This is a genomic window from Cellulomonas sp. P4_H4 (assembly GCF_056400865.1).
The window spans coordinates 309,353-330,991 of sequence record NZ_JBFUKL010000001.1 but is presented as its reverse complement, the minus strand read 5'-3'; the positions used below and the strand labels follow the sequence as shown (position 1 = coordinate 330,991).

General features: G+C 71.5%; 20 protein-coding genes. 11 read left to right on the top strand and 9 right to left on the bottom strand.

The annotated features are described in order from the left end of the window. Positions 1 to 23 precede the first annotated feature (23 nt). A complete protein-coding gene (locus tag AC1DPN_RS01690; protein WP_477083834.1) occupies positions 24 to 1,733 on the top strand; it encodes a gamma-glutamyltransferase family protein in 1,710 nt (569 codons plus the stop codon). Between the two features lie 23 nt (positions 1,734 to 1,756). On the opposite strand, the gene AC1DPN_RS01685 is transcribed toward AC1DPN_RS01690, so the two are convergent. Continuing rightward, positions 1,757 to 2,776: a LacI family DNA-binding transcriptional regulator gene (locus AC1DPN_RS01685; protein WP_477082986.1), complete on the bottom strand. Its 1,020-nt coding sequence runs from the start codon at positions 2,774 to 2,776 to the stop codon at positions 1,757 to 1,759. 106 nt (positions 2,777 to 2,882) lie between these two features. Beyond that, positions 2,883 to 4,010 (bottom strand): glycoside hydrolase family 3 N-terminal domain-containing protein, encoded by a 1,128-nt coding sequence (locus AC1DPN_RS01680; RefSeq protein WP_477082985.1) that lies wholly within the window; start codon positions 4,008 to 4,010, stop codon positions 2,883 to 2,885. Positions 4,011 to 4,095: 85 nt separating this feature from the next. Between AC1DPN_RS01680 and AC1DPN_RS01675 the strand changes: the two genes are divergently transcribed. The 4 genes from AC1DPN_RS01675 to AC1DPN_RS01660 all read left to right on the top strand — a co-directional run bounded on the left by AC1DPN_RS01675 (position 4,096) and on the right by AC1DPN_RS01660 (position 7,000). After that, entirely contained in the window at positions 4,096 to 5,034 is a 939-nt protein-coding gene (locus tag AC1DPN_RS01675; RefSeq protein ID WP_477082984.1) for an ABC transporter ATP-binding protein, read from the top strand. Beyond that, on the top strand, positions 5,031 to 6,239 hold the full coding sequence (locus AC1DPN_RS01670) for an ABC transporter permease (protein WP_477082983.1): 1,209 nt from the start codon (positions 5,031 to 5,033) through the stop codon (positions 6,237 to 6,239). Before AC1DPN_RS01675 ends, AC1DPN_RS01670 begins: the two co-directional genes overlap by 4 nt. A gap of 153 nt (positions 6,240 to 6,392) precedes the next feature. Beyond that, positions 6,393 to 6,818 (top strand): DUF6157 family protein, encoded by a 426-nt coding sequence (locus tag AC1DPN_RS01665; RefSeq protein ID WP_477082982.1) that lies wholly within the window; start codon positions 6,393 to 6,395, stop codon positions 6,816 to 6,818. Further along, positions 6,818 to 7,000, top strand: a complete 183-nt coding sequence (locus tag AC1DPN_RS01660) for a hypothetical protein (protein WP_477082981.1) — start codon at positions 6,818 to 6,820, stop codon at positions 6,998 to 7,000. Before AC1DPN_RS01665 ends, AC1DPN_RS01660 begins: the two co-directional genes overlap by 1 nt. 16 nt (positions 7,001 to 7,016) lie before the next feature. Here AC1DPN_RS01660 and AC1DPN_RS01655 read toward each other — a convergent pair whose 3' ends face one another. After that, positions 7,017 to 7,496 (bottom strand): MarR family winged helix-turn-helix transcriptional regulator, encoded by a 480-nt coding sequence (locus AC1DPN_RS01655; RefSeq protein WP_477082980.1) that lies wholly within the window; start codon positions 7,494 to 7,496, stop codon positions 7,017 to 7,019. A 162-nt stretch (positions 7,497 to 7,658) separates the two neighbouring features. Here AC1DPN_RS01655 and AC1DPN_RS01650 point away from each other — a divergent pair, with 162 nt between their 5' ends. Continuing rightward, positions 7,659 to 9,305: a bifunctional 3'-5' exonuclease/DNA polymerase gene (locus AC1DPN_RS01650; RefSeq protein WP_477082979.1), complete on the top strand. Its 1,647-nt coding sequence runs from the start codon at positions 7,659 to 7,661 to the stop codon at positions 9,303 to 9,305. A gap of 4 nt (positions 9,306 to 9,309) precedes the next feature. Here AC1DPN_RS01650 and AC1DPN_RS01645 read toward each other — a convergent pair whose 3' ends face one another. Beyond that, positions 9,310 to 9,828, bottom strand: coding sequence for a hypothetical protein (locus tag AC1DPN_RS01645; RefSeq protein ID WP_477082978.1), 519 nt, complete (start codon positions 9,826 to 9,828; stop codon positions 9,310 to 9,312). 50 nt (positions 9,829 to 9,878) lie between these two features. On the opposite strand from AC1DPN_RS01645, the gene AC1DPN_RS01640 reads away from it, so the two are divergent. Beyond that, a complete protein-coding gene (locus AC1DPN_RS01640) occupies positions 9,879 to 10,910 on the top strand; it encodes an alpha/beta hydrolase (RefSeq protein ID WP_477082977.1) in 1,032 nt (343 codons plus the stop codon). Here AC1DPN_RS01640 and AC1DPN_RS01635 read toward each other — a convergent pair. Both AC1DPN_RS01635 and AC1DPN_RS01630 read right to left on the bottom strand, forming a co-directional pair. Continuing rightward, positions 10,838 to 11,698 (bottom strand): hypothetical protein, encoded by an 861-nt coding sequence (locus AC1DPN_RS01635; RefSeq protein ID WP_477082976.1) that lies wholly within the window; start codon positions 11,696 to 11,698, stop codon positions 10,838 to 10,840. The two genes, AC1DPN_RS01640 and AC1DPN_RS01635, sit on opposite strands and share 73 nt — an antisense overlap. A gap of 155 nt (positions 11,699 to 11,853) precedes the next feature. Further along, complete coding sequence (locus tag AC1DPN_RS01630; protein WP_477082975.1) at positions 11,854 to 12,246, bottom strand: hypothetical protein; 393 nt, start codon at positions 12,244 to 12,246, stop codon at positions 11,854 to 11,856. Positions 12,247 to 12,286: 40 nt separating this feature from the next. Between AC1DPN_RS01630 and AC1DPN_RS01625 the strand changes: the two genes are divergently transcribed. Together AC1DPN_RS01625 and AC1DPN_RS01620 are read left to right on the top strand one after the other, a co-directional pair. Further along, positions 12,287 to 12,802: a PadR family transcriptional regulator gene (locus AC1DPN_RS01625; RefSeq protein WP_477082974.1), complete on the top strand. Its 516-nt coding sequence runs from the start codon at positions 12,287 to 12,289 to the stop codon at positions 12,800 to 12,802. Between the two features lie 62 nt (positions 12,803 to 12,864). Then, on the top strand, positions 12,865 to 14,049 hold the full coding sequence (locus AC1DPN_RS01620; protein ID WP_477082973.1) for a hypothetical protein: 1,185 nt from the start codon (positions 12,865 to 12,867) through the stop codon (positions 14,047 to 14,049). Between the two features lie 7 nt (positions 14,050 to 14,056). On the opposite strand, the gene AC1DPN_RS01615 is transcribed toward AC1DPN_RS01620, so the two are convergent. Further along, positions 14,057 to 15,487 carry a serine hydrolase domain-containing protein gene (locus AC1DPN_RS01615; protein WP_477082972.1) on the bottom strand — a complete coding sequence of 477 codons (1,431 nt, stop codon included), beginning with the start codon at positions 15,485 to 15,487 and terminating at the stop codon, positions 14,057 to 14,059. A 150-nt stretch (positions 15,488 to 15,637) separates the two neighbouring features. Next, positions 15,638 to 18,220 carry an ATP-dependent Clp protease ATP-binding subunit gene (locus tag AC1DPN_RS01610; protein ID WP_477082971.1) on the bottom strand — a complete coding sequence of 861 codons (2,583 nt, stop codon included), beginning with the start codon at positions 18,218 to 18,220 and terminating at the stop codon, positions 15,638 to 15,640. 297 nt (positions 18,221 to 18,517) lie between these two features. On the opposite strand from AC1DPN_RS01610, the gene allB reads away from it, so the two are divergent. Then, the gene (allB, locus tag AC1DPN_RS01605; RefSeq protein WP_477082970.1) at positions 18,518 to 19,852 is read left to right on the top strand and encodes an allantoinase AllB; all 1,335 of its coding nucleotides are present in this window, start codon (positions 18,518 to 18,520) and stop codon (positions 19,850 to 19,852) included. A gap of 4 nt (positions 19,853 to 19,856) precedes the next feature. On the opposite strand, the gene AC1DPN_RS01600 is transcribed toward allB, so the two are convergent. Further along, positions 19,857 to 20,498: a YoaK family protein gene (locus AC1DPN_RS01600; protein WP_477083833.1), complete on the bottom strand. Its 642-nt coding sequence runs from the start codon at positions 20,496 to 20,498 to the stop codon at positions 19,857 to 19,859. A gap of 65 nt (positions 20,499 to 20,563) precedes the next feature. Here AC1DPN_RS01600 and AC1DPN_RS01595 point away from each other — a divergent pair, with 65 nt between their 5' ends. Then, positions 20,564 to 21,637 carry an acetamidase/formamidase family protein gene (locus AC1DPN_RS01595; protein ID WP_477082969.1) on the top strand — a complete coding sequence of 358 codons (1,074 nt, stop codon included), beginning with the start codon at positions 20,564 to 20,566 and terminating at the stop codon, positions 21,635 to 21,637. Positions 21,638 to 21,639: the final 2 nt, after the last annotated feature.

The window sequence follows — 21,639 nt, the reverse complement described above, 5'->3', positions numbered from 1 at the left end:
CCGTCCTGACGGGGACCTTGGGCATGGTCGCCTCGACGCACTGGCTGGCGTCGAGCGTCGGCATGCGGGTGCTCGAGGCCGGAGGGAACGCGTTCGACGCGGCCGTCGCGGTCGGGTTCACGCTGAACGTCGTCGAGCCGCACATGAACGGGCTCGGCGGTGACGCCCCGATCATCGGCCACCGCGCCTCGGACGGCCACACGTTCGTCGTCTGCGGCCAGGGCACGGCACCGGCGACCGCGACGATCGACGCCTACCGCTCTCTCGGGCTCGAGCTCGTCCCGGGGACCGGCCACCTCGCCGCCGTCGTGCCCGGCGCGTTCGGTGCGTGGCTCGATCTGCTCGCGCGATACGGCACGCTCCCGCTCGCGGACGTGCTCGAACCTGCGATCGGCTACGCGCGCTCCGGGTACCCGCTGGTCGCCGAGGCGGCGGACACGATCGGTTCCGTGGCGGATCTGTTCGCCGACCACTGGCCCTCGTCGGCAGAGGTCTACCTCCCTGCTCCGGCGCCGGGCGCGCGGTTCACCAACCCCGCGTTGGCCGAGACGCTCTCCCGCCTGGCCGACCAGACCGGGACGCGCGAGCAGCAGATCGAGGCCGCGCGGAGGATGTTCTACGAGGGCTTCGTCGCCGAGGCGGTCGACACGTTCGTCTCGGGCACCGCGGTCCTCGACTCGTCGGGACGCGAGCACACGGGCTTCCTGAGCGGCGACGACCTGTCCGGTTGGCGCGCGACCGAGGAGCCGACCGTCTCCGTGCGGTTCGCTGGTCGGACCGTGCACAAGACCGCCGCATGGGGCCAGGGTCCGGTGCTCCTGCAGCAGCTGACCATGCTCGACGCGCTCGGGCTCCCCCCGGACGCCGACCCCGTCGACCTGGTGCACACGGTCGTCGAGGTGGCCAAGCTCGCGTTCGCCGACCGCGAGGCCTGGTACGGCGACGTGCCCGACGTGCCCCTGGCCACCCTGCTCTCGTCGTCGTACGCGGCCGACCGCGCACGGCTCGTCGGCGCGACGGCCGGCGAAGGTCTGCTGCCCGGTTCGCCCGAGGGTCGCACCCCGCACCTCGCGGCCAACCTCTGGGGGCACGCCGTCACACCCGGTCTCGCAGCCGGCGTCGGTGAACCGGTCACGACGGGCCGCCGCTCCGGCGACACCTGCCACGTCGACGTCGTCGACCGTTGGGGCAACCGCGTCTCCGCGACTCCGTCGGGCGGCTGGCTGCAGTCGAGTCCCGTCGTGCCCGGCCTCGGCTTCTCCCTGCCGACGCGCGCGCAGATGTTCTGGCTCGAGCCCGGCCTGGCCGCATCGTTGGTTCCTGGACGACGCCCGCGCACCACCCTGAGCCCGGGCATGATCCTCGACGACGACGGCACGGGCCTCGCGTTCGGGACCCCCGGGGGCGACCAGCAGGACCAGTGGACCGTGCCCTTCCTTCTGCGGCACCTGGTGGGCGGCCTCGACCTCCAGGCCGCGATCGACGCCCCCACCTGGCACTCCAGCCACGTGCCCAGCTCGTTCTACCCGCGCACCCACACGCCCCGCGGCGTGGTCGCCGAGTCCCGCCTCGGCGCACAGGTGCTCACCGCTCTCGCCGGGCGCGGCCACGTCGTCAGCGACGCCGGCCCCTGGGCGCTGGGCCGGCTGAGCGCCGCGGGGATCCGCTCCGACGGCCTGCTGGTCGCCGCCGCCAACGCCCGCGGGATGCAGGGCTACGCCGTCGGACGCTGAGCCCCGGTCGGCAACGCCTGGGGTCAGCGCAGGCGCGGTGTGGTGTTCCGCAGGACGACCTCGGTGCGGACCACACGGATCTCGGGCTCCTCGCCGGGCTCGGCCAGGGCCAGCTCCGTGGCCATGATGCCGAGCTCGCGGAGCGGGATGCGGACGGTGGTCAGCGACGGTGTGACGTCGCGCAGCGTCGGGATGTCGCAGAACCCCGCGATGGCGACATGCTCGGGGCTGCGGATCCCTGCCGAGCGCAGCACCTCCATGGCGCCGAGTGCCACCACGTCGGAGACGGCGAAGACCATCTCGGGCAGCGGACCGCGAGCCATCAGGGTCCGGATGCCCGCCTCACCGCCTGCGTGCGAGAGCTCGCAGGGGACGATCGCGTCGTCGGAGAGCTCGATGCCACGCTCGCGCAACGCGAAGGAGAAGGCGTCGCGGCGGTCACGGGCGGAGAGGTCGCGCGGCGAGCCTGCGAGGATCGCGAACGAGCGGTAGCCGAGGTCGTGCATGGCCCGTGCGAGCTCTGTGGCGCCCTGCGCGTTGTTCACCACGATCGTGTTGACGCCGAGGATCGGTTGGCCGATGAGGGAGGCGGAGCCACCCGTCGCGCGGTAGTCGGCGAGCGCGAGCCGCAGGCGGTCGTTGATCTCGACGTCGTTGGTGCGGCCGCCGGCGAGCACGATCGCTCGGCTGCGCTGCCGCCGCAGCAGGTGGACCAGGTCGACCTCGCGCGCGGGGTCGTGCTGGCTGCTGGCGAGGGTCAGCTGCAGGCCGGCCGCGTCGGACGCCTCGGAGACTCCGGCTGCGATCGACGAGAAGTAGGGGTTGGCGATGTCGTGCACGATGAGGCCGAGCGACGTCGTCCGGCCACGCGCCATCGCCTGCGCGTTCGCGTCGGGGGTGTATCGGAGGCGCTCCGCGGCGGCCAGGACACGGTCGCGCAGCTCGGCGCCGACAGTGCGGCTCGCGGAGCCATTGATCGCCCGGGACGCGGTCGCCAGCGAGACACCGGCCTCGCGAGCCACGTCGCTCAGCGTCACAGTCATGATCGGAGGTTAGGGGTGAGCGGCTTCCCTCGTCTGCCAGTCGGGGGAGTTGATACCAGTCAGTACGTTTTATGACAGCGTTTTCATCCTTGATGTGGCCGCTTGTTCAACTTTTCGCCGCCAGGACGCGCAGCACCGCCGCGTCGACGAGGTCCGCGAACGCGGGGTCGGCCTGCGCCTTGGCGGTGAGAGCGCTGATCATCTCTGGCAGGACCGTGGGGTCCTTCGACGCGAGCACGATGTCGCAGCCGGCCGAGATCGCGTCTACGGCGCGGTCCCCGGGGCTCCAGGCCGCAACCTGCTCGGCGGCCGAGAGGTCGTCGGTGATCACGACGCCCGCGAACCCGAGGGTCTTGCGGAGCAGCTGGTCGACCACGACGGGCGAGAAGGCGGCCGGCGCGGACGGGTCGATCTGCGTGTAGATCGCCGTCGAGACCATCACCATCGACGTCCCTCGCTGGATCGCGTGCGTGAACGAGTCGATCTGGACCGAGCCGGGGCCGGTCGTCGTGTCGGTGACGTTCGCGGTGGTGTCGGTGTTGCCGGTCACCTCTCCCAGGCCCGGGAAGTGCTTCACCGAGGTCTCGACGCCCGACGCCGCCATCCCGTTCGCGAAGGCGTCGGCGTGCGGGCCCACGTCCTGGAGCGTGTACCCGTACTGGCGGTCGTAGTGCCCGATCGGCATGTTCTGCGCCGCGCCCGCCTCGGTCGGGATGTCGACCACGGGGGCGAGGTTGAGGTTCACGCCCGCCGCGGCGAGCTCGGCACCCCAGGAGGTCGCGGCCGTCTGCAGGTCTGCGGGTGACATGGCGCCCTGGTCCAGTGCCGACGGCATCGTGCTGAACCCCGGGCCGGTGAGCGTCTGGACCTGCCCGCCCTCCTGGTCGACGCCGACGAAGAGGCGGGTGTCGTGGGCGGTCGGCTGGTCGGTGAGCTGGTGCACGAGGTCGAGGACCGCCTGCGTGCCCGACGACGACCGGCCGTGGAGGAACACGTTGCCGACGTGCGCGTCGGTCACGGAGCTGATGCTGGCGGGCTGCGGTTCCGTGAGGTCCACGCCGACCATGACGATCTGGCCGATCTTCTCCTCGAGAGTCCAGCCTGCGAGCGGGTCGGGCTCGGACGTCGTCGTCGTCGGGTCAGGCTCGGTCGTCGGGTCGGGCGACCCGCCGCTCGTGCACGCCGCCAGGGTCGCGACGAGGGCAAGGACCACGGACAGGGATCGCGCTCGCATAGGCGCATCCTGCCCGCTCCGCCTGTGGGCGCTCTCCACCTCAGGTCCGAGGCGCGTGTCCGATCGGTCTGATTCCATGGTTTCCATGAGTGCGCTCACGATGACGTCCCTCAACAAGACCTACGGAACGGTCCGGGCCCTGCGCGACCTGTCGATGGAGGTACCGGCCGGCGAGATCGTCGGATTCGTCGGCTCGAACGGCGCGGGCAAGTCCACGGCCATGCGCATCACGCTCGGCGTGCTCGAGGCCGACTCGGGCGAGGTGCGCTGGGGCGGCAAGCCGATCGACCTCGACGTACGCCGCCGCATCGGGTACATGCCCGAGGAACGTGGCCTGTACCCCAAGATGCGCGTCGGGGAGCAGCTGGTCTACCTCGCCCGGCTGCACGGGCTCGACGCGTCGTCCGCGACCACCGCGATGGAGCACTGGACCGAGGTGCTGGGCATCGCCGAGCGACGTTCCGACGAGGTGCTCAAGCTCTCGCTGGGCAACCAGCAGCGCGTGCAGCTCGCGGCAGCCCTCGTGCACTCCCCCGAGATCCTGGTGCTCGACGAGCCGTTCTCGGGCCTCGACCCGGTCGCGGTGGACGTCATGAGCTCCGTGCTGCGCGAGCAGGCGGCGGCCGGCGTGCCGGTGCTGTTCTCGTCGCACCAGCTCGACCTCGTCGAGCAGCTCTGCGACCGCGTCGGCATCATCAAGAGCGGGTCGCTCGTCGCATTCGGCGGGATCGACGACCTGCGGGCGACCGACACGCGGAGATGGGTCGTCGACGGGCCTCCGCACACGGAGTGGCTCCCGACGGTCCGGTCGGCCGAGGTCGTGTCGACCGACGGGTCGCGGACCGTGGTCGAGGTGCTGGACCCGTCACGGACGACCGTGGACCAGGAGCTGCTGGCCGCCGCGCTCGCCGCTGGTCCGGTGCACGAGTTCTCCCGCATGCGGCCGTCGCTCACCGAGCTCTACCGGCACGTGGTGAGCACCCCGACCGAGGCTGCCCTCGTCCCGCAGGAGGTGAACGCGTGAACCCGACGTTCCGGCCCGTGAGCTCGGGCGCAGCGGTCCGCATGATCGCGGGCCGCGAGATCAGCACCCGCATGAGGTCCAAGGCCTTCATCTGGACGACCGTCGCGCTCGTCGCCGGCGTGATCCTCGGCGGCGTGCTCCTCAACCTCGCGACGGCGAGCAGCGACAAGGGATACACGGTCGGGCTGCTCCCGGCCGCGTCCGGGGCCGGCGAGGTGCTCGTCGCCACGGCCGCTGCGTCGGGCGTCGAGGTGACCACCCAGGACGTGCCCGACGAGGCGGCCGGGGAGCAGCAGCTCCGCGACGGGGATCTCGACGCCTTGCTGACGTCGACGGACCCGTTCACGGTCGTCGTCCACGAGTCCGCTCCCGAGGCCCTGACGCCCGTGCTCGCCTCGGCGTCCCAGCAGGTCGCGCTCTCGTCGGCCATCACCGACCTCGGCGGCGATCCCGCCGAGGTCAGTGCGCAGATCGCGTCCGCGGTCCCCGAGGTCATCTCGCTGGAGCCGCCGCCGGAGCGCGACGCGCCACAGGTCGTCGCGGGGTTCGTCTCCGGGATCCTGCTGTTCATCACGCTCCTCTCGGCCGGGCAGCTGGTCGCGCAGGGTGTGGTCGAGGAGAAGTCGAGCCGCGTGGTCGAGCTCCTCCTGGCGACCGTCCGCCCGTGGCAGCTGATGGCCGGCAAGGTGCTGGGCATCGGCCTCATCGGGCTCACGCAGATCGTGCTCGTCGTCGGCGCCGGTGCGGGGACGGCGGCCGCGCTGGGGCTGGTCGACGCGTCGAACCTCGACGTCGGGATGACCGCCCTGTGGGTCGTGGTCTGGTTCATCGTCGGGTTCACGGCGTACGCACTCGCGCTCGGTGCCCTGGCGGCGCTCGTGTCGCGGCAGGAGGACGTCGCCTCGGTGACGGCCCCGGTGATGACGATCATGATGATCCCCTACATCATCGGCGTGAGCATCGCGCCCTGGGACCCGACCAACCCGCTGGTCGTCGTCCTCTCGTTCATCCCGTTCTGCGCGCCGCTGATCATGCCGATCCGGATCGCGCTGGGCGAGGTAGCGCCGTGGGAGGTCGCCCTCTCTCTCGGCCTGTCGCTCGCGATCATCCCCGTCCTGATCTGGCTCGCCGGACGCGTCTACTCCCACGCCGTGCTGCGCAGCGGCGGCCGCATCAAGCTGAGGGACGCACTGTCGGCACGCTGACCTCGCGCGCGAGAGCCCGACAACGTCGCCTACTACCGAGCGCTCGGCTACGACACCGTGCGCTCGCCCGTCACGCTCGGCAGCTCCGACGAGGGCCCCTGGGGCTTCCCGAAACGACGCTCCCCCGTCACAGCAGTTGGTTAAGGTTCAACTATGGAGCTCGTGGACTACGTCTCGACATTCATCTGCGTCGCGCCCGACTCGACCGCCGTCGGAGGAACCGTCCCCGCGTCACGTGGGACCGAGCCGACGGTCGCGTCCGCGATGTACGACATGATCGCGGCGGCGCCGCCGTACACGTACCGCAGCTCGGACGTGATCTTCACCGTCTGGGCCGACCGGAACGACGTGCCGTCGGAGACCCGCCCCGAGGTGTGGCCGACGTTCTTCTCCGGCCCGCACGCCTGCCTGCGGTCCTCGGAGCTCGGTAAGAAGTTCGGCTGGGGGATCCACGCCAACGCCGACGGTCGTCTCGCCGTCTACGCGGTCGGGACGCCGGAGTACGCGGCACTCGCGGCCGGGTTTTCGCGCGACGGCTCGCCGGTGAAGGTGACCCGGGCCCTGCGCTCCGGTCGCTGATGTCCGACCCGTTCGACGACGAGCCGTACCGGCACCCGCTCTCGCGGCGTGTCATGGCCGCCGTGCTCGTCGCCGTGCTGATCCTCGGGGTGGTCGGCGTCGGCGTCGCGATCGCTCAGGCGCACTGGGGCGCACCCACGGCGCCGGCCTCGGAGCAGCCGGCCGTCAACGCCGCCGGCTAGCTCTGCTGACGTGGCGTCAGTCCTGCGCCAGCTCCTCGGTCGCGACCACGCAGGCATCGCGGGCGCGCTCCAGGAAGTCGGAGATGAGCGCCAGCTCGGACTCGTCGTACGCGGTGAGCAGGTCCTCCATCGAGCGGTTCATACCGCGGTACAGCTCGTAGAACCGGCCGGACCGCTCGCGTTCGGCGCGTACGACGACCGCGCGGCGATCGTTGGAGTCGCGCTCGCGGACGATCCAGTCGGACTTCTCCAGCCGGTCCAGGACGCCCGTCAACGTGGCCGGGTGCAGGCTCGCGGAGCGCGCCAGTGCCGAGGCTCCCATGGGTCCGTGCCGGCTGATGATGTCGAGGCACTCCATGTCGACGGCGCGCATCTCGAGACGCCGGCCCACCTGCTGGTCGATCTTCGACAGCTGGAGGCTCAGCTCCCGCACGTTCACACGCACGTTCATCGCGAGCTGCCACTTGCGACGGCGCGCGTCGGGACTCTCGGGCATAGTTCGGCGCTCATATGTTACGGCTCTCAGAATCTCTGCACCTCTGATTTGAACGTACACCTGCCCGTCCGAGGAGACATCGCCGGACCGGGCGATCGTTGGATGCCGCGACGACGTTCCCGCACACGCGGACATGTGGGTGCCGGCGACGACAATGACGCAATGACCCTGCTCCTGCTCGACGACGACGCACGCGTCGACCGCGTCGTCCTGCAGGAGCTGACCGACGAGGGCGTCCTCGTGAGCAGCAAGGACGTCCCTGTCGAGCACCTGGTCGACGTCGTCCGCGAGCGCGAGGCAGACCGGCCACGCTGGGTGTGGGACGACACGTCGCGCCGGTACCCGCCGCTGCTGGACGCCGGTGTGCGCGTGGAGCGGTGCCATGACCTGCGGCTCTGCCACGCGATCCTGCGGCGGAGCGTCTACTCGCAGCACTCCGAGCTCGCCCGCGGACCCCGCACGGCGTGGGACGGACCTCGGCCGGGGGCTCCGGAACCGGTCGAGGTGAGCCTGTTCGACGAGGAACGCCCGGAGGTGCTCGACTGCGCCGAGGAGCTCCGCCGTCAGCTCGACGCGCTGCAGTCGTCGGCCGAGCCGGGCCGGCTGCGGCTGCTCCTGGCCGCCGAGTCGACCGGCGCCCTGATCGCCGCCGAGATGAACCACGTGGGCATGCCGTGGAGCGTCGAGGCCCACGACGCGCTGCTGACGCAGATGCTCGGGCCACGGCCGACGAGCGGTCGGCCCGCCAAGCTCGAGGCGCTGGCCGACGAGGTCCGCGCGGCCCTCGCGCAGCCGAACCTCAACCTCGACTCCCAGCAGGACCTGCTCCGGGGGCTGCGCGCGGCGGGCTACGACGTCGGGTCGACGAGCAAGTGGGAGATCGAGCAGGTCGACCTTCCGGCCACCCAGCCGCTCCTCGCGTACAAGAAGCTTGCCCGCCTGCTCAGTGCCAACGGCTGGACGTGGATGGACACGTGGATCCACGACGGACGGTTCCGTCCCGACTACGTGCCGGGTGGCGTCGTGACCGGCCGCTGGGCCACCAAGGGCGGCGGTGCGCTCCAGCTCCCGGCGAGCATCCGGGGCGCGGTGCGGGCCGACGACGGCTGGAAGCTGGTCGTCGCCGACGCCGCGCAGCTCGAGCCTCGCGTCCTGGCGGCGATGTCGGGCGACGACGCGATGGCCGGAGCGGGCCGTCGGGCCGACCTCTACCAGGGCGTGGTGGACGCCGGGATCGTCGCGACGCGTGCCGAGGCCAAGGTCGCGATGCTCGGCGCGATCTACGGCGCCACCACCGGACCGAGCGCCGTGCTCATGCCTCGCCTCGAACGAGGGTTCCCGCGGGCGGTCGCGCTGGTCGAGGCTGCGGCCCGCGCCGGCGAGCGCGGCGAGGTCGTCGCGACGTGGCTGGGCCGAACCTCCCCCGCCCCTGATGCCGCGTGGCAGGAGGCGCTGGCCGCCGCCTCGGCGGAAGGAGCGGGCGCCGACGACGTCCGGGCCGCCCGGCGACGAGGGCGCGACTGGGGACGCTTCACGCGCAACTTCGTCGTCCAGGGCACCGCCGCCGAGTGGGCCCTGTGCTGGATGGCCTCGTTGCGCCGGCGGCTGCGTGCACTGGGCCCGGACGCCGAGCTGGTGTTCTTCCTGCACGACGAGGTCATGGTCCACTCGCCTGCCGAACAGTCCGCGGTCGTCGCGCAGGCCGTGCGGGACGCGGCACTCGAGGCCGGGCACCTGCTGTTCGGGGGCACGCCGGTGGACTTCGCGCTCAACGTGACGGTCGTGGACAGCTACGACCAGGCGAAGTGAGCGCTCAGTGCAGGATGATCTTCAACAGGATGATGACCAACCCGAACCCGACCGCGACCGCGGTCTCCCCGGCCAGCGACCACCGGCGGGCGCCCGCCCGATGGGCCGCGTAGCACCCCACTCCGCCGAGCAGCGCGACCGTGAACCACAGCGCCGCCCAGGCTGACGCCGTCAGGTCCCACCCGAGGAGCCGGCACACGGCGAACACGATCATCGGCGGGAGGCTGCCGACGATCACGCCCGTGTTGTTGCGCAGGGCGTGCGCCAACCGCCAACCGGTGGAGTGCTCGTGGTCGCGGAAGCGTCCTCCGACGGCGTCCACGTACACGTGAGCGAGCCAGTAGGTGACGTTGACCAGCCCCGTCGCGATCAGCACCGACCGGCTGTCCTCGGCGTGCGCGCTCGAGACCGCGAGGATCGAGCCCGACACCAGCGCGCCGTACAAGAACTCCTCGACCTGACCGGCTCGCACGATCCTGCGGGCCGCACGGTGCAAGGGGTGGGTGGTCGGCTGGTCCGTCACAGCGACCATCTTGGCCCCTCGAGACGTCCGACAGGTGCGACGATCACCGCATGAGGCGATTCGGGTGGGCGGTCCTGGCCCTCGCCGCCCTGCTCGTCGTGCTCCTGCGGGCGACTCCGTGGCCCGTGGCGCTGTTCTACCGTCGTCGGTTCGACCGCAACGGCATGCGCAGGTCCCGCGACTCGGCCACGTTGGTGCCCGACGGTGTGACGACCCTGCACGACCTGGCCTACCGGCCCGGCGACCCCGACGCGCTGCTCGACGTGCACCATGCCCCGGGCGCCACCGGCGCTCGGCCGACGATCGTCTGGGTGCACGGCGGAGCGTGGCTGTCAGGCGGCAAGGGGCACATCGCCAACTTTCTGCGCATCCTGGCGGCCGGGGGCTGCACCGTCGTCGGCGTCGGCTACTCCATCGCTCCCGAGGCGCGGTACCCGACCCCCGTCGGCCAGGTGCTCGACGCCCTCACGTACCTGTGCGACAACGCCGAGTCCTTGGGCATCGACCCGGACCGCCTGATCCTCGCGGGCGACTCGGCCGGCGCCCAGATCGCCGCTCAGGTCGCCGGCATGATCACCAGCCCCGACTACTCGGCCTCGATGTCCATGCGCCCGACCGTCGGGCCGTCGCAGCTCGTCGGCACGGTGCTGTTCTGCGGCGCGTTCGACCTGTCCCTGATCCATCCCCTGCGCGGCGTCACCCGCTGGTTCGTCGACTCGCTGATGTGGACGTTCACCGGCAGCCGCGGGTACCTCGAGGACGCGCGGTTCGCCGGTCTGTCGGTCGCCGGCCACGTCACGGCCGACTACCCGCCGACGTTCCTGGCCTGCGGCTCGACCGACCCGATGATCGCGCACCAGTTCGTGATGGACCAGGCGCTCGACGACGCCGGTGTCCGGCACGAGACCCACATCGCCGACGGCGCAGGCCACCAGTTCCAGTTCGACCTGGGTACCACCGCGGCTCAGACCGCGATGACCGAGGTGCACGCGTTCGTCGCGACGCTGGTTCAACCCATCCCGCAGGACTCGCCGACGAAGTCGTGGAGGGCGCCGCGCAGCTCGTCGGACGACGCGACGTAGAACACCGGTTGGGGCACGCCGTCGACGGTGGCGTGCACGCCGAAGAACGTCCCTCGCTTGTCCTCCGCCACGGCGTGCGCGTCGCACCGCGACGGCACCACCTGGAGCGGGATGCTCATGGGCTCCCCGGAGACCGTCCAGCTCGTCGCACCGCCGACCGGGGCGAGCAGTACCGTGCCGTCCACCTGCGTGATCGCGACCGACGGACCGCCGTCGACGGGAGTCGCGTCCAGGGTGATCGTCGCAGCCAGGCGCCCGTCCACCGGCGTGGTCGTGAGCGCGTCGTCGAGGGCGAGGGTCGCTCCTGCGGCCACCGCGGCGGCCGCGCAGTCCTCGCCGTGGATCCTGGCCAGGTGTCCCTGCGGGTCCTGCGGGGTCACGACGAGGGTCGAGGCGCGTCCCGCGTCGTCGACCAGGTCCAGCTCGACGCTCGCCGGAGCGGCCGTCGGGCTCGCGCAGTCGGGGTCACCCAGGGCGACGGACACGTCCCGGTCCACGCCTGCGCGGACCGGGCGCTCGCGATCGCTCGTCGCCACCCCGTCGTCGTCGGGCGTCACCAGCCGCGCCTGTGTGACCGTGACGTCCCCCGGGCCCGCGTTGGTCACGCGGACCTGCACGACGCGCAGCGCCCAGTCGGAGCGTGCCTGCCGGATCTCGACCGACAACCCAGCGAGCGTGTCGGAGGGGATAGGCGTGGGCGTCGGTGTGGCCGGCGACGACGGGGCTGCGCTGCATGCGGCGAGCGTGAGCATCACGGCGGCGACTGCCGCGACCGCGCAACGCCTCATGCGCTGATCGTGCACTGCGAGGTGCCCGGGAGGCGAGCACCCTGACGGGCACTCCCCCTGCGAGTGCCCGTCCCCAGGAGACGGCTCCGTCAGGCGGAGTCGCGGATGTGGAGCGTCGGCTCTGGTCCTGTGGGGGGACCAGAGCCGCCGTCGTCTCAGGCCATCCGCGGCTCGAGCGCCACGCGGGCCGGAGCCGCCTTCCACAGTGCCACCGACGCCACGACCGTGACGGGCACCCACACGAGCCGCTCGACGATCGACGGCGACGCGAGGTTGAGCAGCGCTCCCGCGCCGATTACGACGGAAGCGGTCCGCAGCACGCGGCGTCGGACCGTCGGCGTGCCGACGATCCCGAGGGCCACGCCCGCGAGCGCAAGGTAGACCGGCGCCGCGATCGCGCTGGAGAGCCGCTGCTCGGCGGGCAGGACGCCCGCGTTCCCACCGCCGTACGCGGCCTCACCCCAGGGCACCCCGAGCGCCAGGGCGGCCTGGAACGTGGCGACACCGACGAGGGTCCAGCCGGCCACGCGCCCTGCTGTGGTTGTCATGAGACTAGCGAAACATATCTGACAGATATAGTCTAGGGCGATGGCCCGTCGACCACAGACCGAGACCGCGGTGCTCGGCGCGCTCTCGGTGGAACCCATGACCGGGTACGCCGTGCGCGCCGCGATCACCACGACTCTCGGCCACTTCTGGAGCGAGAGCTTCGGGCAGATCTACCCCACGCTCGACCGGCTGGCGGCGGACGGCCTGGTGGTCCGCGACGAGGACAAGCGCTTCGTCATCACCGATGCGGGCCTGGCCCGGCTGCGGTCGCTGCTGGCCGAGCCCGTCGAGGCCGTCCCGGCGCGCAACGGCCTGCTGCTGCGGCTGTTCTTCGGCCGGATGCTCGGGCGGGACGTCTGCATCGAGCTTCTCGAGCAGGCGCGTGCGTCGTCCGAGCAGAGCCTGCAGACCCTGACCCAGATCCGGGCACAGGTCGAGGCCGAGACCGGCTCGCCCGACCAGGCGTACTTCCTCATCACCATCGGGGCGGGCGAGGCCGGCGCACGCGCGCAGATCCAGTGGGCGACGGAGTCGATCGCGATTCTGCGCGCCTGACGTATCTCGGGCGGCATCCGGAACTCCTCTGTGTCACGCTCACCACAGACGAGAGGTTCTCCATGCTTCTGGCGCAGCGCACCGTAGCGTTCGACCCGGCCACGCACGGGTTCGCCTTCCCCAACGCCTTCGTCAACGTGGTCCTGCAGCTGCCCAACGGTGCCAAGATCACGACCGCCGGCCGGTGCGGCGGCATGGCGTACGCGGCGCTCGACTACTTCCTGCCCGGACAACCGGTCCCCCGCTGGCGGTCCGAGCTCTACGGACCCAGCCGCGTCCCGCCGGACGGGCACTGGCTCTCCCAGTACTTCTCCGCGCGGCTGCGCGACTCGTTCTTCACGGGGTCCGCCGCCAAGTTCGTCACGTGGTCACTGCACTCCGACGACCCGACCTGGGTGTTCAAGGGTGTCTCGCGGTGGACCAAGGAGGAGGAGGTGCCCCGCCTGGTCGCCTCGATCGACCGTGGACGGCCCGTCGTCCTCGGGCTCGTCGTCGCCCGCAGCCTCGGCGCCATCGGTGACAACCACCAGGTCGTGGCCTACGGGTACGAGAAGCGCTCCGACGGGCGCGTCGTCATCACTGTGTACGACAACAACACGCCGGGCAGGCCCGTCACACTCACGTCCTCGGAGGGCCAGCACGAGTGGGTCGCTTCCAACGGGCACGTCTGGCGCGGGTTCTTCGTGCAGGACTACACGCCGAAGTCGCCGCGCGTGCTGACGCGCCACGCACCCGACCCCAAGGCGCCCGTCTCCACCGGGGACACCGTCAAGCTCTCGCACGTCTGGACCGGGCTGACCCTCCACTCGCACCGGATCGTCTACACGCACCCCGGGACCGACGGCCAGCAGCAGGTCACGTGCTTCGGGGGTTCCGACGACAACGACAGCTGGCTCGTGGTCGGCGCCTCGGCCGGCGTGCCGCTGACCCACGGCTCCGTCGTCCGCCTGCGCCACCACACGACGGGGCGCTGGCTGCACAGCCGGTCCGGGGTGCCGTCGCCGATCTCGCACCAGCAGCAGGTCAGCGCGGTCGACGACGGTTCGCTGGACACGTGGCGCGTCGAGCTCGAGCGCCCGGGCCCGTGGCTCGCCGGCTCACGCGTCCGCCTGGTGCACGTGCCGACGGGCACCTTCCTGCACTCGCACCACGGCTCCGACCCGGACTTCACGGCCGGACAGCAGGAGACCAGCACCGTCGCGGTCCGCGACCCGGACACGTTCTGGACGGTGCTCGAGCTGTCCTAGCCCCGGCTCACGCCGGGGAGACCTTGCCCGCGAACGGCGGTAGCTCGCGCGGACCGAACGACGCGTTCCAGACGGGCGCGACCGAGACGTCGTCGCCGACGAGAGTCGCTGTCGCCGTCAGGACGAACGGGGACTCGACGAACCGGCACGTCAGGACGTAGGTGTCGGGGGCCGTCCACGTCCCGCTGACGAGGACGTCCTCCGGGGCCTGACGGCGGAACGCACCGCGGACGAGCGACGGCGACCCGCGTCCGACCTCCACGAACGCAGGTACCGGTTCGCTGCCCTGCCCGACGTCCCCCGCGAGCACGTGGGAACCGAAGTCGATCGTGAGCCGGTCCGCGCCGTCCCCGACGTCGAGCACCGCGCTGCGCAACCCGCACGGGTTCGCGTCGAACGTGATCGTGCGGCCGCTGATGCGCGTCGCCAGCAGGGTGCTCGGCTCGCCGGTCGGCGGGTCGAGGCGCATCGCGGCGATGGAGGCGTCGAGCTCGTCGTGCGGAGCCGGCGCGAGCGGGTCGTCGGACAGGCCCGGCAGCAGCCGGTCCCACAGGACCTGCAGGTACTCGTGCATGTCCTGGCGTCCGGACGTCGTCGCGACGACCAGGTCCTGGTCGGGCAACCCGACCATGTACTGCCCGAACGCCCCGTCGCCGCGCCAGCTGTTCGGCGGGCGGCACCGCCAGAACTGGTACCCGTAACCCTGGGCCCAGTCGTTGTCCGGGTCGTCGCCGTTGGACACGTGCGCCCGCGTCGCCTCCTCGGCCCAACCGTCCGGAAGCACCTTGCGGCCTTCCCAGACACCGCCCTGGAGGTACAGCAACCCGATCGCAGCGATGTCCTCCGTGGTGGCCGACAGCCCGTACCCACCCGTGTCGACGCCCGTCGGGGACTGCTCCCAGGTCGCGCCCTCGATGCCGAGCGGCTCGAAGAGTCGAGGCTGCAGGTAGTCGAGCAGCCGCTGGCCGGTGGCCTGCTGCACGAGCGCCGAGAGGATGTAGGTCGCGGCCGTGTTGTAGACGAAGTGCGTTCCCGGCTCGTGCTCGACGGGCAGCCGGAGGAACTCCTGGACCCAGTCGCCGCCGCTCGGGAAGACCCGCGGAGACGGGTCCTCGTCGTGGCCCGTCGTCATGGTCAGCAGGTGCCGCACCCGCATCCGGCGCAGGTTCGCGTCCGGCTCGCTGCCGGCCGGGAGACGATCGCCGACGAGGTCCAGCACCAGGTCGTCGACGTCGAACAGGCCCTCCGCGACCGCGAAGCCGACCGCCGTCGACGTCACACTCTTGCTCAACGAGAAGAGCTCGTGCACCCGGTCCGGGGCGAACGGCGCCGCCCACCCCTCGGCGACGACGAACCCGTGCCGCAGCACCATGATCGAGTGCAGCTCGGGCAGCGCGGTCAGCGACCGGATCACGTCCGCGAGGGCTGCCGGATCCACCCCCTGCTCTTCCGGTGAGCTCCGCGGCAGGCGTCGACGTCCAGGCATGACCCCACCCTGCCATCTCGCGCCCCGGCGCGTGGCGGGACCACTCCGGGTACGACGACGCCCCGCTCCCTCGAGGGGAACGGGGCGCCACCGAGATGAGCGTCAGAGGGCGGGCAGGGTGCCCGTGCCTCCGTCGCCGATGGCCGAGATGGGCGGGGCCGCGGGCAGGTCGGTGCCCGAGCCGGGGGTGCCCACCGAGGCGCCGACCTTGACCGGCTCGTCGGAGTGCGCACCGCGCGGGACGCCGCGGAAGGTGAACTCTCCGAGCAGACCCTCGCCCTCGCCGTCCACGATGATCAGCTGGCCGGCCTTGACTTCGCCGAACAGGATCTTCTCGGACAGGACGTCCTCGATCTCCCGCTGGATCGCACGGCGCAACGGACGCGCACCGAGAACCGGGTCGTAGCCGCGCTCCGACAGGAGCTTCTTGGCCGCTGGCGTGACCTCGATGGCCATGTCCTTGTCCCGCAGGCGCTTGTCCAGCTTGGCGACCATCAGGTCGACGATCGCGAAGATCTCCGGCTGGGACAGCTGCGGGAACACGACCACGTCGTCGACGCGGTTGAGGAACTCCGGGCGGAAGTGCTGCTTGAGCTCGTCGTTGACCTTGGACTTCATGCGCTCGTACGACGTCGACAGGTCCCCGCCGGCCTGGAAGCCGGTCATGAGGCCCTTGGCGATGTCCCGGGTGCCGAGGTTCGTGGTCATGATGATGACGGTGTTCTTGAAGTCGACCACGCGGCCCTGCGAGTCGGTCAGGCGACCGTCCTCGAGGATCTGCAGGAGCGAGTTGAAGATGTCCGCGTGGGCCTTCTCGACCTCGTCGAACAGGACCACGGAGAACGGCTTGCGCCGCACCTTCTCGGTCAGCTGGCCACCCTCGTCGTACCCGACGTAGCCGGGAGGCGAGCCGAAGAGCCGCGAGACCGTGTGCTTCTCCGAGAACTCCGACATGTCGAGCTGGATCAGCGCGTTCTCGTCGCCGAACAGGAACTCCGCGAGCGCCTTGGCGAGCTCCGTCTTCCCGACACCGGTCGGGCCGGCGAAGATGAACGACCCACCCGGACGCTTCGGGTCCTTGAGGCCGGCACGCGTACGACGGATGGCCTGCGAGAGCGCCTTGATGGCGGCGTCCTGGCCGACGACCCGCTTGTGCAGGTTCTCCTCCATGTGGAGCAGGCGGCTGGACTCCTCCTCGGTGAGCTTGAACACCGGGATGCCCGTGGCGTTCGCCAGCACCTCGGCGATGAGCTCCTCGTCCACCTCCGCGACCGCGTCGAGATCGCCGGACTTCCAGGCCTTCTCCTTCTCCACGCGCTTGAGACCGAGCTGCTTCTCGGCGTCGCGGAGACGGGCTGCCTTCTCGAAGTCCTGCTCGTCGATCGCCGACTCCTTGTCGCGACGCGTCTCGGCGATCTGCTCGTCGAGGTCGCGCAGCTCCGGGGGAGCCGTCATGCGGCGGATGCGCAGGCGGGCGCCGGCCTCGTCGACCAGGTCGATCGCCTTGTCCGGCAGGTAGCGGTCGTTGACGTACCGGTCCGCCAGCGTGGCGGCGGCGACCAGCGCGGCGTCCGTGATGGACACGCGGTGGTGTGCCTCGTACCGGTCGCGCAGACCCTTGAGGATCTCGATCGCGTGCGCCAGGTTCGGCTCGGCCACCTGGATCGGCTGGAAGCGGCGCTCCAGCGCGGGGTCCTTCTCGACGTACTTGCGGTACTCGTCGAGCGTCGTCGCGCCGATGGTCTGCAGCTCGCCACGCGCCAGCATGGGCTTGAGGATGCTGGCCGCGTCGATCGCGCCCTCGGCGGCACCCGCACCGACGAGGGTGTGGATCTCGTCGATGAACAGGATGATGTCGCCGCGCGTGCGGATCTCCTTGAGGACCTTCTTCAGGCGCTCCTCGAAGTCACCGCGGTAGCGCGAGCCGGCCACGAGGGCACCCAGGTCGAGCGTGTAGAGCTGCTTGTCCTTGAGCGTCTCGGGCACGTCGCCGCGCACGATGTCCTGCGCGAGACCCTCGACGACGGCGGTCTTGCCGACACCGGGCTCCCCGATGAGGACCGGGTTGTTCTTGGTGCGGCGGGACAGCACCTGCATGACCCGCTCGATCTCCTTCTCGCGCCCGATGACCGGGTCGAGCTTGCCATCGCGCGCAGCCTGCGTGAGGTTGCGACCGAACTGGTCCAGGACGGCGCTGCCCGAGGGCTGGCCCTCCTGCGGACCGCCGGCGGCGACGGGCTCCTTGCCCTGGTAGCCGGAGACGAGCTGGATGACCTGCTGGCGCACGCGGTTCAGGTCCGCGCCGAGCTTGTTGAGGACCTGGGCGGCGACGCCCTCGCCCTCGCGGATGAGCCCGAGCAGGATGTGCTCGGTGCCGATGTAGTTGTGGCCCAGCTGCAGCGCCTCGCGCAGCGACAGCTCGAGAACCTTCTTGGCGCGCGGCGTGAAGGGGATGTGGCCCGACGGCGCCTGCTGGCCCTCGCCGATGATCTCCTGCACCTGCGCACGCACGGCCTCCAGCGAGATGCCGAGCGACTCCAGCGCCTTGGCAGCGACGCCCTCACCCTCGTGGATCAGTCCCAGGAGGATGTGTTCTGTGCCGATGTAGTTGTGGTTGAGCATCCGTGCCTCTTCTTGGGCAAGGACGACCACGCGACGGGCTCGGTCCGTGAATCTCTCGAACATGTGCACTCCTCACGAGCTGCGTGCCCACCGATCCCCGGGCTGGCGCACCGGGGGACTACGGGCGGCGTTGTTTCGATGCTAACGGCGAGGTGGTACCCGTACTGCCCATGTTCGCCAGGGGCGTGACAAGAGGTCGGTCGACACACGAGCCAGTGACCAGCAGGGTCGGCGACGATCACCCGGGTGGCGGTAGCCGAACGGGCGGCGGGCGTCGGAGGCGGGAAACACCCAGGACACAACCAGGCGGCACATTGTGGCCGTAGCCTGACGCCAGCCGACACCTCCCCGGGAGCACGGATGCCTGATCTCGTCGTACGCGCTCGACGTGTCTGGGTCGGCGGCGCGTTCCAGGCGGCTCAGGTGCGGGTCGCTGACGGCCTGATCACCGCGGTGCTGCCCTTCGACGAGCAACACGTCGGCACCGTCACGCTGCCCGACGACCAGGTCCTCCTGCCCGGCCTCGTCGACTCGCACGTGCACGTCAACGAGCCGGGGCGCACGGCGTGGGAAGGGTTCGCGTCGGCCACGAGGGCGGCCGCCGCGGGCGGGGTCACGACGATCGTCGACATGCCCCTGAACTCGATCCCGCCCACCACGACGGTCGAGGCCCTCGAGGCCAAGAAGGACGCGACCGCCGGCAAGCTCTCGGTGGACGTCGCGTTCTGGGGCGGCGCCGTTCCCGGCAACCTCGGCTCGCTGGGCGCCCTGCACGCCGCCGGCGTCCGTGGGTTCAAGGCGTTCCTGGCCCCCTCGGGCGTCGACGAGTTCGAGTACCTGCCCGCGTCGCTGCTGGAACCCGCACTCGCGGAGATCGCGTCGATCGGCAGCGTGCTGATCGTGCACGCGGAGGACCCGACGCACCTGCACGAGGCGCACGGGCGGTCCTACGAGGACTTCGTCGCGTCGCGGCCGCCGGTCAGCGAGCGCGAGGCCATCGCCCACGTCATCGACGCCATGCGTCGGACGGGTGCCCGGGCGCACATCCTGCACGTCTCCGCGGCGGACTCCCTCGACCTGGTCCGTGCGGCCCGCGCCGAGGGCCTCCCGCTGACCGTCGAGACGTGCCCGCACTACCTGACGCTGCGGGCCGAGGACGTCCCCGCCGGCGGCACGCAGTTCAAGTGCTGCCCGCCCATCCGCGACGGCGCGAACCAGGACCTGCTGTGGGACGCCGTGCTGGACGGGACGTTCGACGCGGTCGTGTCCGACCACTCACCGGCCACGCCCGACATCAAGAGCGTGGCCGACGGCGACTTCGGCCTGTCGTGGGGCGGCATCGCCGGCCTCCAGCTCGGGTTCGCGGTGGTGTGGACGGAGGCCCGACGGCGCGGGCTGCCGCTCGAGGCCATCCTGCCGCTGTTCACGACGGGGCCGGCACGCGTGGCGGGGCTGGAGGCAGGCGCCATCGCGGTGGGCGCCCCGGCGCACCTGGTCGCGTTCGCGCCCGACGACCGGTGGGTGGTGGACGTGCGCGCGCTCGAGCACAAGAACCCCGTGTCCCCGTACGACGGCGCGACCGTCGCGGGTGTCGCGCGGACGGTCTGGCTGCACGGGTCGCCGATCGTGGTCGACGGCGCGGTCAGCGCGCCCGGCACCGGACAGGTCCTTCTCCCGGAGGCGGCACGTGCCTGAGGAGCTACGCCTCGCGGTGTCGGTGCCCCAGACCCGCAGCGACCAGCGCGAGCACCCCGGCCACCAGCATCCCGACGCCGACCCCGCGCTCCCCACCGGCCTTGAGCAGCAGCGCGCCCACGGCCGCGCCGACCAGGATCAGGCCGACCGCGAGCGAGCGACGCGCCCAGCCGTCCCCGGTTCCACCGGCCAGCCGCGAGTCGGCGGCCAGGCCGGTCAGCGTCGACGTCACCACCACGGTGGTCACGTCCTTGACGGCCAGCCGGCGCGCGGTCGCGGCCTGCAGACCCATCGCGACGGCCAGCAGGCCGGTCACGACGAGCGCCCAGACCTGGCCCTGCTTCGGGGGTGCGGCGACTGCGGCGACCCCCAGACCGACGGCCAGCACACCGGTCGCGGCGAACGTCATGCTCGTGCGGTGCGACCAGCCCGCCGGCGCGGTGCGCAGCACGCGACCACCGACTGCGGCACCGCCGAGGAACGCGCCGAGCGCGATGAGCGGGCCGAGCACCGGCAGGTCCTCAGCACCCACGACGGCCATCCCGAGGATGACCACGTTGCCGGTCATGTTCGCGGTGAAGACGCGGTCGAGGCCCAGGTAACCGACGGCGTCGACGATGCCCGTCGTGAACGTCAGTGCCAGCATCAGCACCAGGTGGCGTCGTCCGTCGTCCCATGTCTTCACGGCGTCATGGTGGGGGTGCGGGGGCGATGAGTGCAACGTTGCAGCCGGGCACGGGCCCGATCGGCTCGCCGACCTACCTGCGCTCGACGCCCGAGACCGTCCTGTGGGGCCGACTCCCCTGCGCGTCCGACCGGCCCGTGCTGCGCGTCGCGGACGGCGAGACCGTCACCGTCGACACCGTCAGCCACGAGGGTCTGCTGGCCGACCAGGGAAGCGACCCGCTCGCGTACTTCACGGGCCACGGGGTCGCAGCCGACGACGTGCTGGCGGACGCGATCGAGATCGTCGCCACCCTGACGCGAGGCCCCGACGACGGCCCCCACATCGTCACCGGCCCGATCTTCGTCGACGGAGCGATGCCGGGTGACCTGCTCGCGATCACCGTCCTGGAGACCACCCCGCGCGTCCCCTACGGAGTCATCTCCAACCGGCACGGCCGCGGGGCGCTCGCGGGAGAGCTGCCGCGCGGCGCGGGTGAGGTGAGCGTGTTCACGCCGGTGGTCGAGGGCCACGGGCGGCTGCCGGTCGTCGAGGGCGGCTCGCGTGACGTCGCGTTCCCGCTGGCGCCGTTCCTCGGGATCATGGGCGTCGCGGCTGCGGGAACCGTCCGACCCCACTCCGTCCCGCCCGGTACGTACGGCGGCAACATCGACATCAACCTGCTGCAGGTCGGCGCCACGCTCTACCTCCCCGTGCAGGTTCCCGGCGCGCTCGCGTACGTGGGCGACCCTCACTTCGCGCAGGGTGACGGGGAGGTCGCGCTGACCGCCCTGGAGGCCTCGCTGCGGGTCACGCTGCGGTTCGAGGTGGTGCCGGCGGACGTTGCGAAGAAGCAGTTCGGCGAGCTCGACGGGCCGATGGTCCAGACCTCCGAGTACCTCGTCCCGACCGGCCTGCACCGCGACCTCGACGAGGCCATGCGCCGTTGCGTCCGTGCCGCGATCGCCCTGCTGCGGGCACGCTGGGGCATGGACGAGCACCTCGCGTACGCGTACCTGTCCGCGGCGACGGACTTCGACATCTCGCAGGTGGTCGACCAGGTGTGCGGGGTGCACGCCCGGATCCGGGTCGCAGACTTCAACTCAGTGAGCACAGGGTGAGC

Excerpts from the sequence above, each read along its gene's own strand:
- AC1DPN_RS01690 (WP_477083834.1), top strand. The coding sequence starts at position 24 with ATGGTCGCCTCGACGCACTGGCTGGCGTCGAGCGTCGGCATGCGGGTG.
- AC1DPN_RS01685 (WP_477082986.1), bottom strand. The coding sequence starts at position 2,776 with ATGACTGTGACGCTGAGCGACGTGGCTCGCGAGGCCGGTGTCTCGCTG.
- AC1DPN_RS01680 (WP_477082985.1), bottom strand. The coding sequence starts at position 4,010 with ATGCGAGCGCGATCCCTGTCCGTGGTCCTTGCCCTCGTCGCGACCCTG.
- AC1DPN_RS01675 (WP_477082984.1), top strand. The coding sequence starts at position 4,096 with ATGAGTGCGCTCACGATGACGTCCCTCAACAAGACCTACGGAACGGTC.
- AC1DPN_RS01665 (WP_477082982.1), top strand. The coding sequence starts at position 6,393 with ATGGAGCTCGTGGACTACGTCTCGACATTCATCTGCGTCGCGCCCGAC.
- AC1DPN_RS01660 (WP_477082981.1), top strand. The coding sequence starts at position 6,818 with ATGTCCGACCCGTTCGACGACGAGCCGTACCGGCACCCGCTCTCGCGG.
- AC1DPN_RS01655 (WP_477082980.1), bottom strand. The coding sequence starts at position 7,496 with ATGCCCGAGAGTCCCGACGCGCGCCGTCGCAAGTGGCAGCTCGCGATG.
- AC1DPN_RS01650 (WP_477082979.1), top strand. The coding sequence starts at position 7,659 with ATGACCCTGCTCCTGCTCGACGACGACGCACGCGTCGACCGCGTCGTC.
- AC1DPN_RS01640 (WP_477082977.1), top strand. The coding sequence starts at position 9,879 with ATGAGGCGATTCGGGTGGGCGGTCCTGGCCCTCGCCGCCCTGCTCGTC.
- AC1DPN_RS01635 (WP_477082976.1), bottom strand. The coding sequence starts at position 11,698 with ATGAGGCGTTGCGCGGTCGCGGCAGTCGCCGCCGTGATGCTCACGCTC.
- AC1DPN_RS01630 (WP_477082975.1), bottom strand. The coding sequence starts at position 12,246 with ATGACAACCACAGCAGGGCGCGTGGCCGGCTGGACCCTCGTCGGTGTC.
- AC1DPN_RS01625 (WP_477082974.1), top strand. The coding sequence starts at position 12,287 with ATGGCCCGTCGACCACAGACCGAGACCGCGGTGCTCGGCGCGCTCTCG.
- AC1DPN_RS01620 (WP_477082973.1), top strand. The coding sequence starts at position 12,865 with ATGCTTCTGGCGCAGCGCACCGTAGCGTTCGACCCGGCCACGCACGGG.
- AC1DPN_RS01610 (WP_477082971.1), bottom strand. The coding sequence starts at position 18,220 with ATGTTCGAGAGATTCACGGACCGAGCCCGTCGCGTGGTCGTCCTTGCC.
- allB (WP_477082970.1), top strand. The coding sequence starts at position 18,518 with ATGCCTGATCTCGTCGTACGCGCTCGACGTGTCTGGGTCGGCGGCGCG.
- AC1DPN_RS01600 (WP_477083833.1), bottom strand. The coding sequence starts at position 20,498 with ATGCTGGCACTGACGTTCACGACGGGCATCGTCGACGCCGTCGGTTAC.
- AC1DPN_RS01595 (WP_477082969.1), top strand. The coding sequence starts at position 20,564 with ATGAGTGCAACGTTGCAGCCGGGCACGGGCCCGATCGGCTCGCCGACC.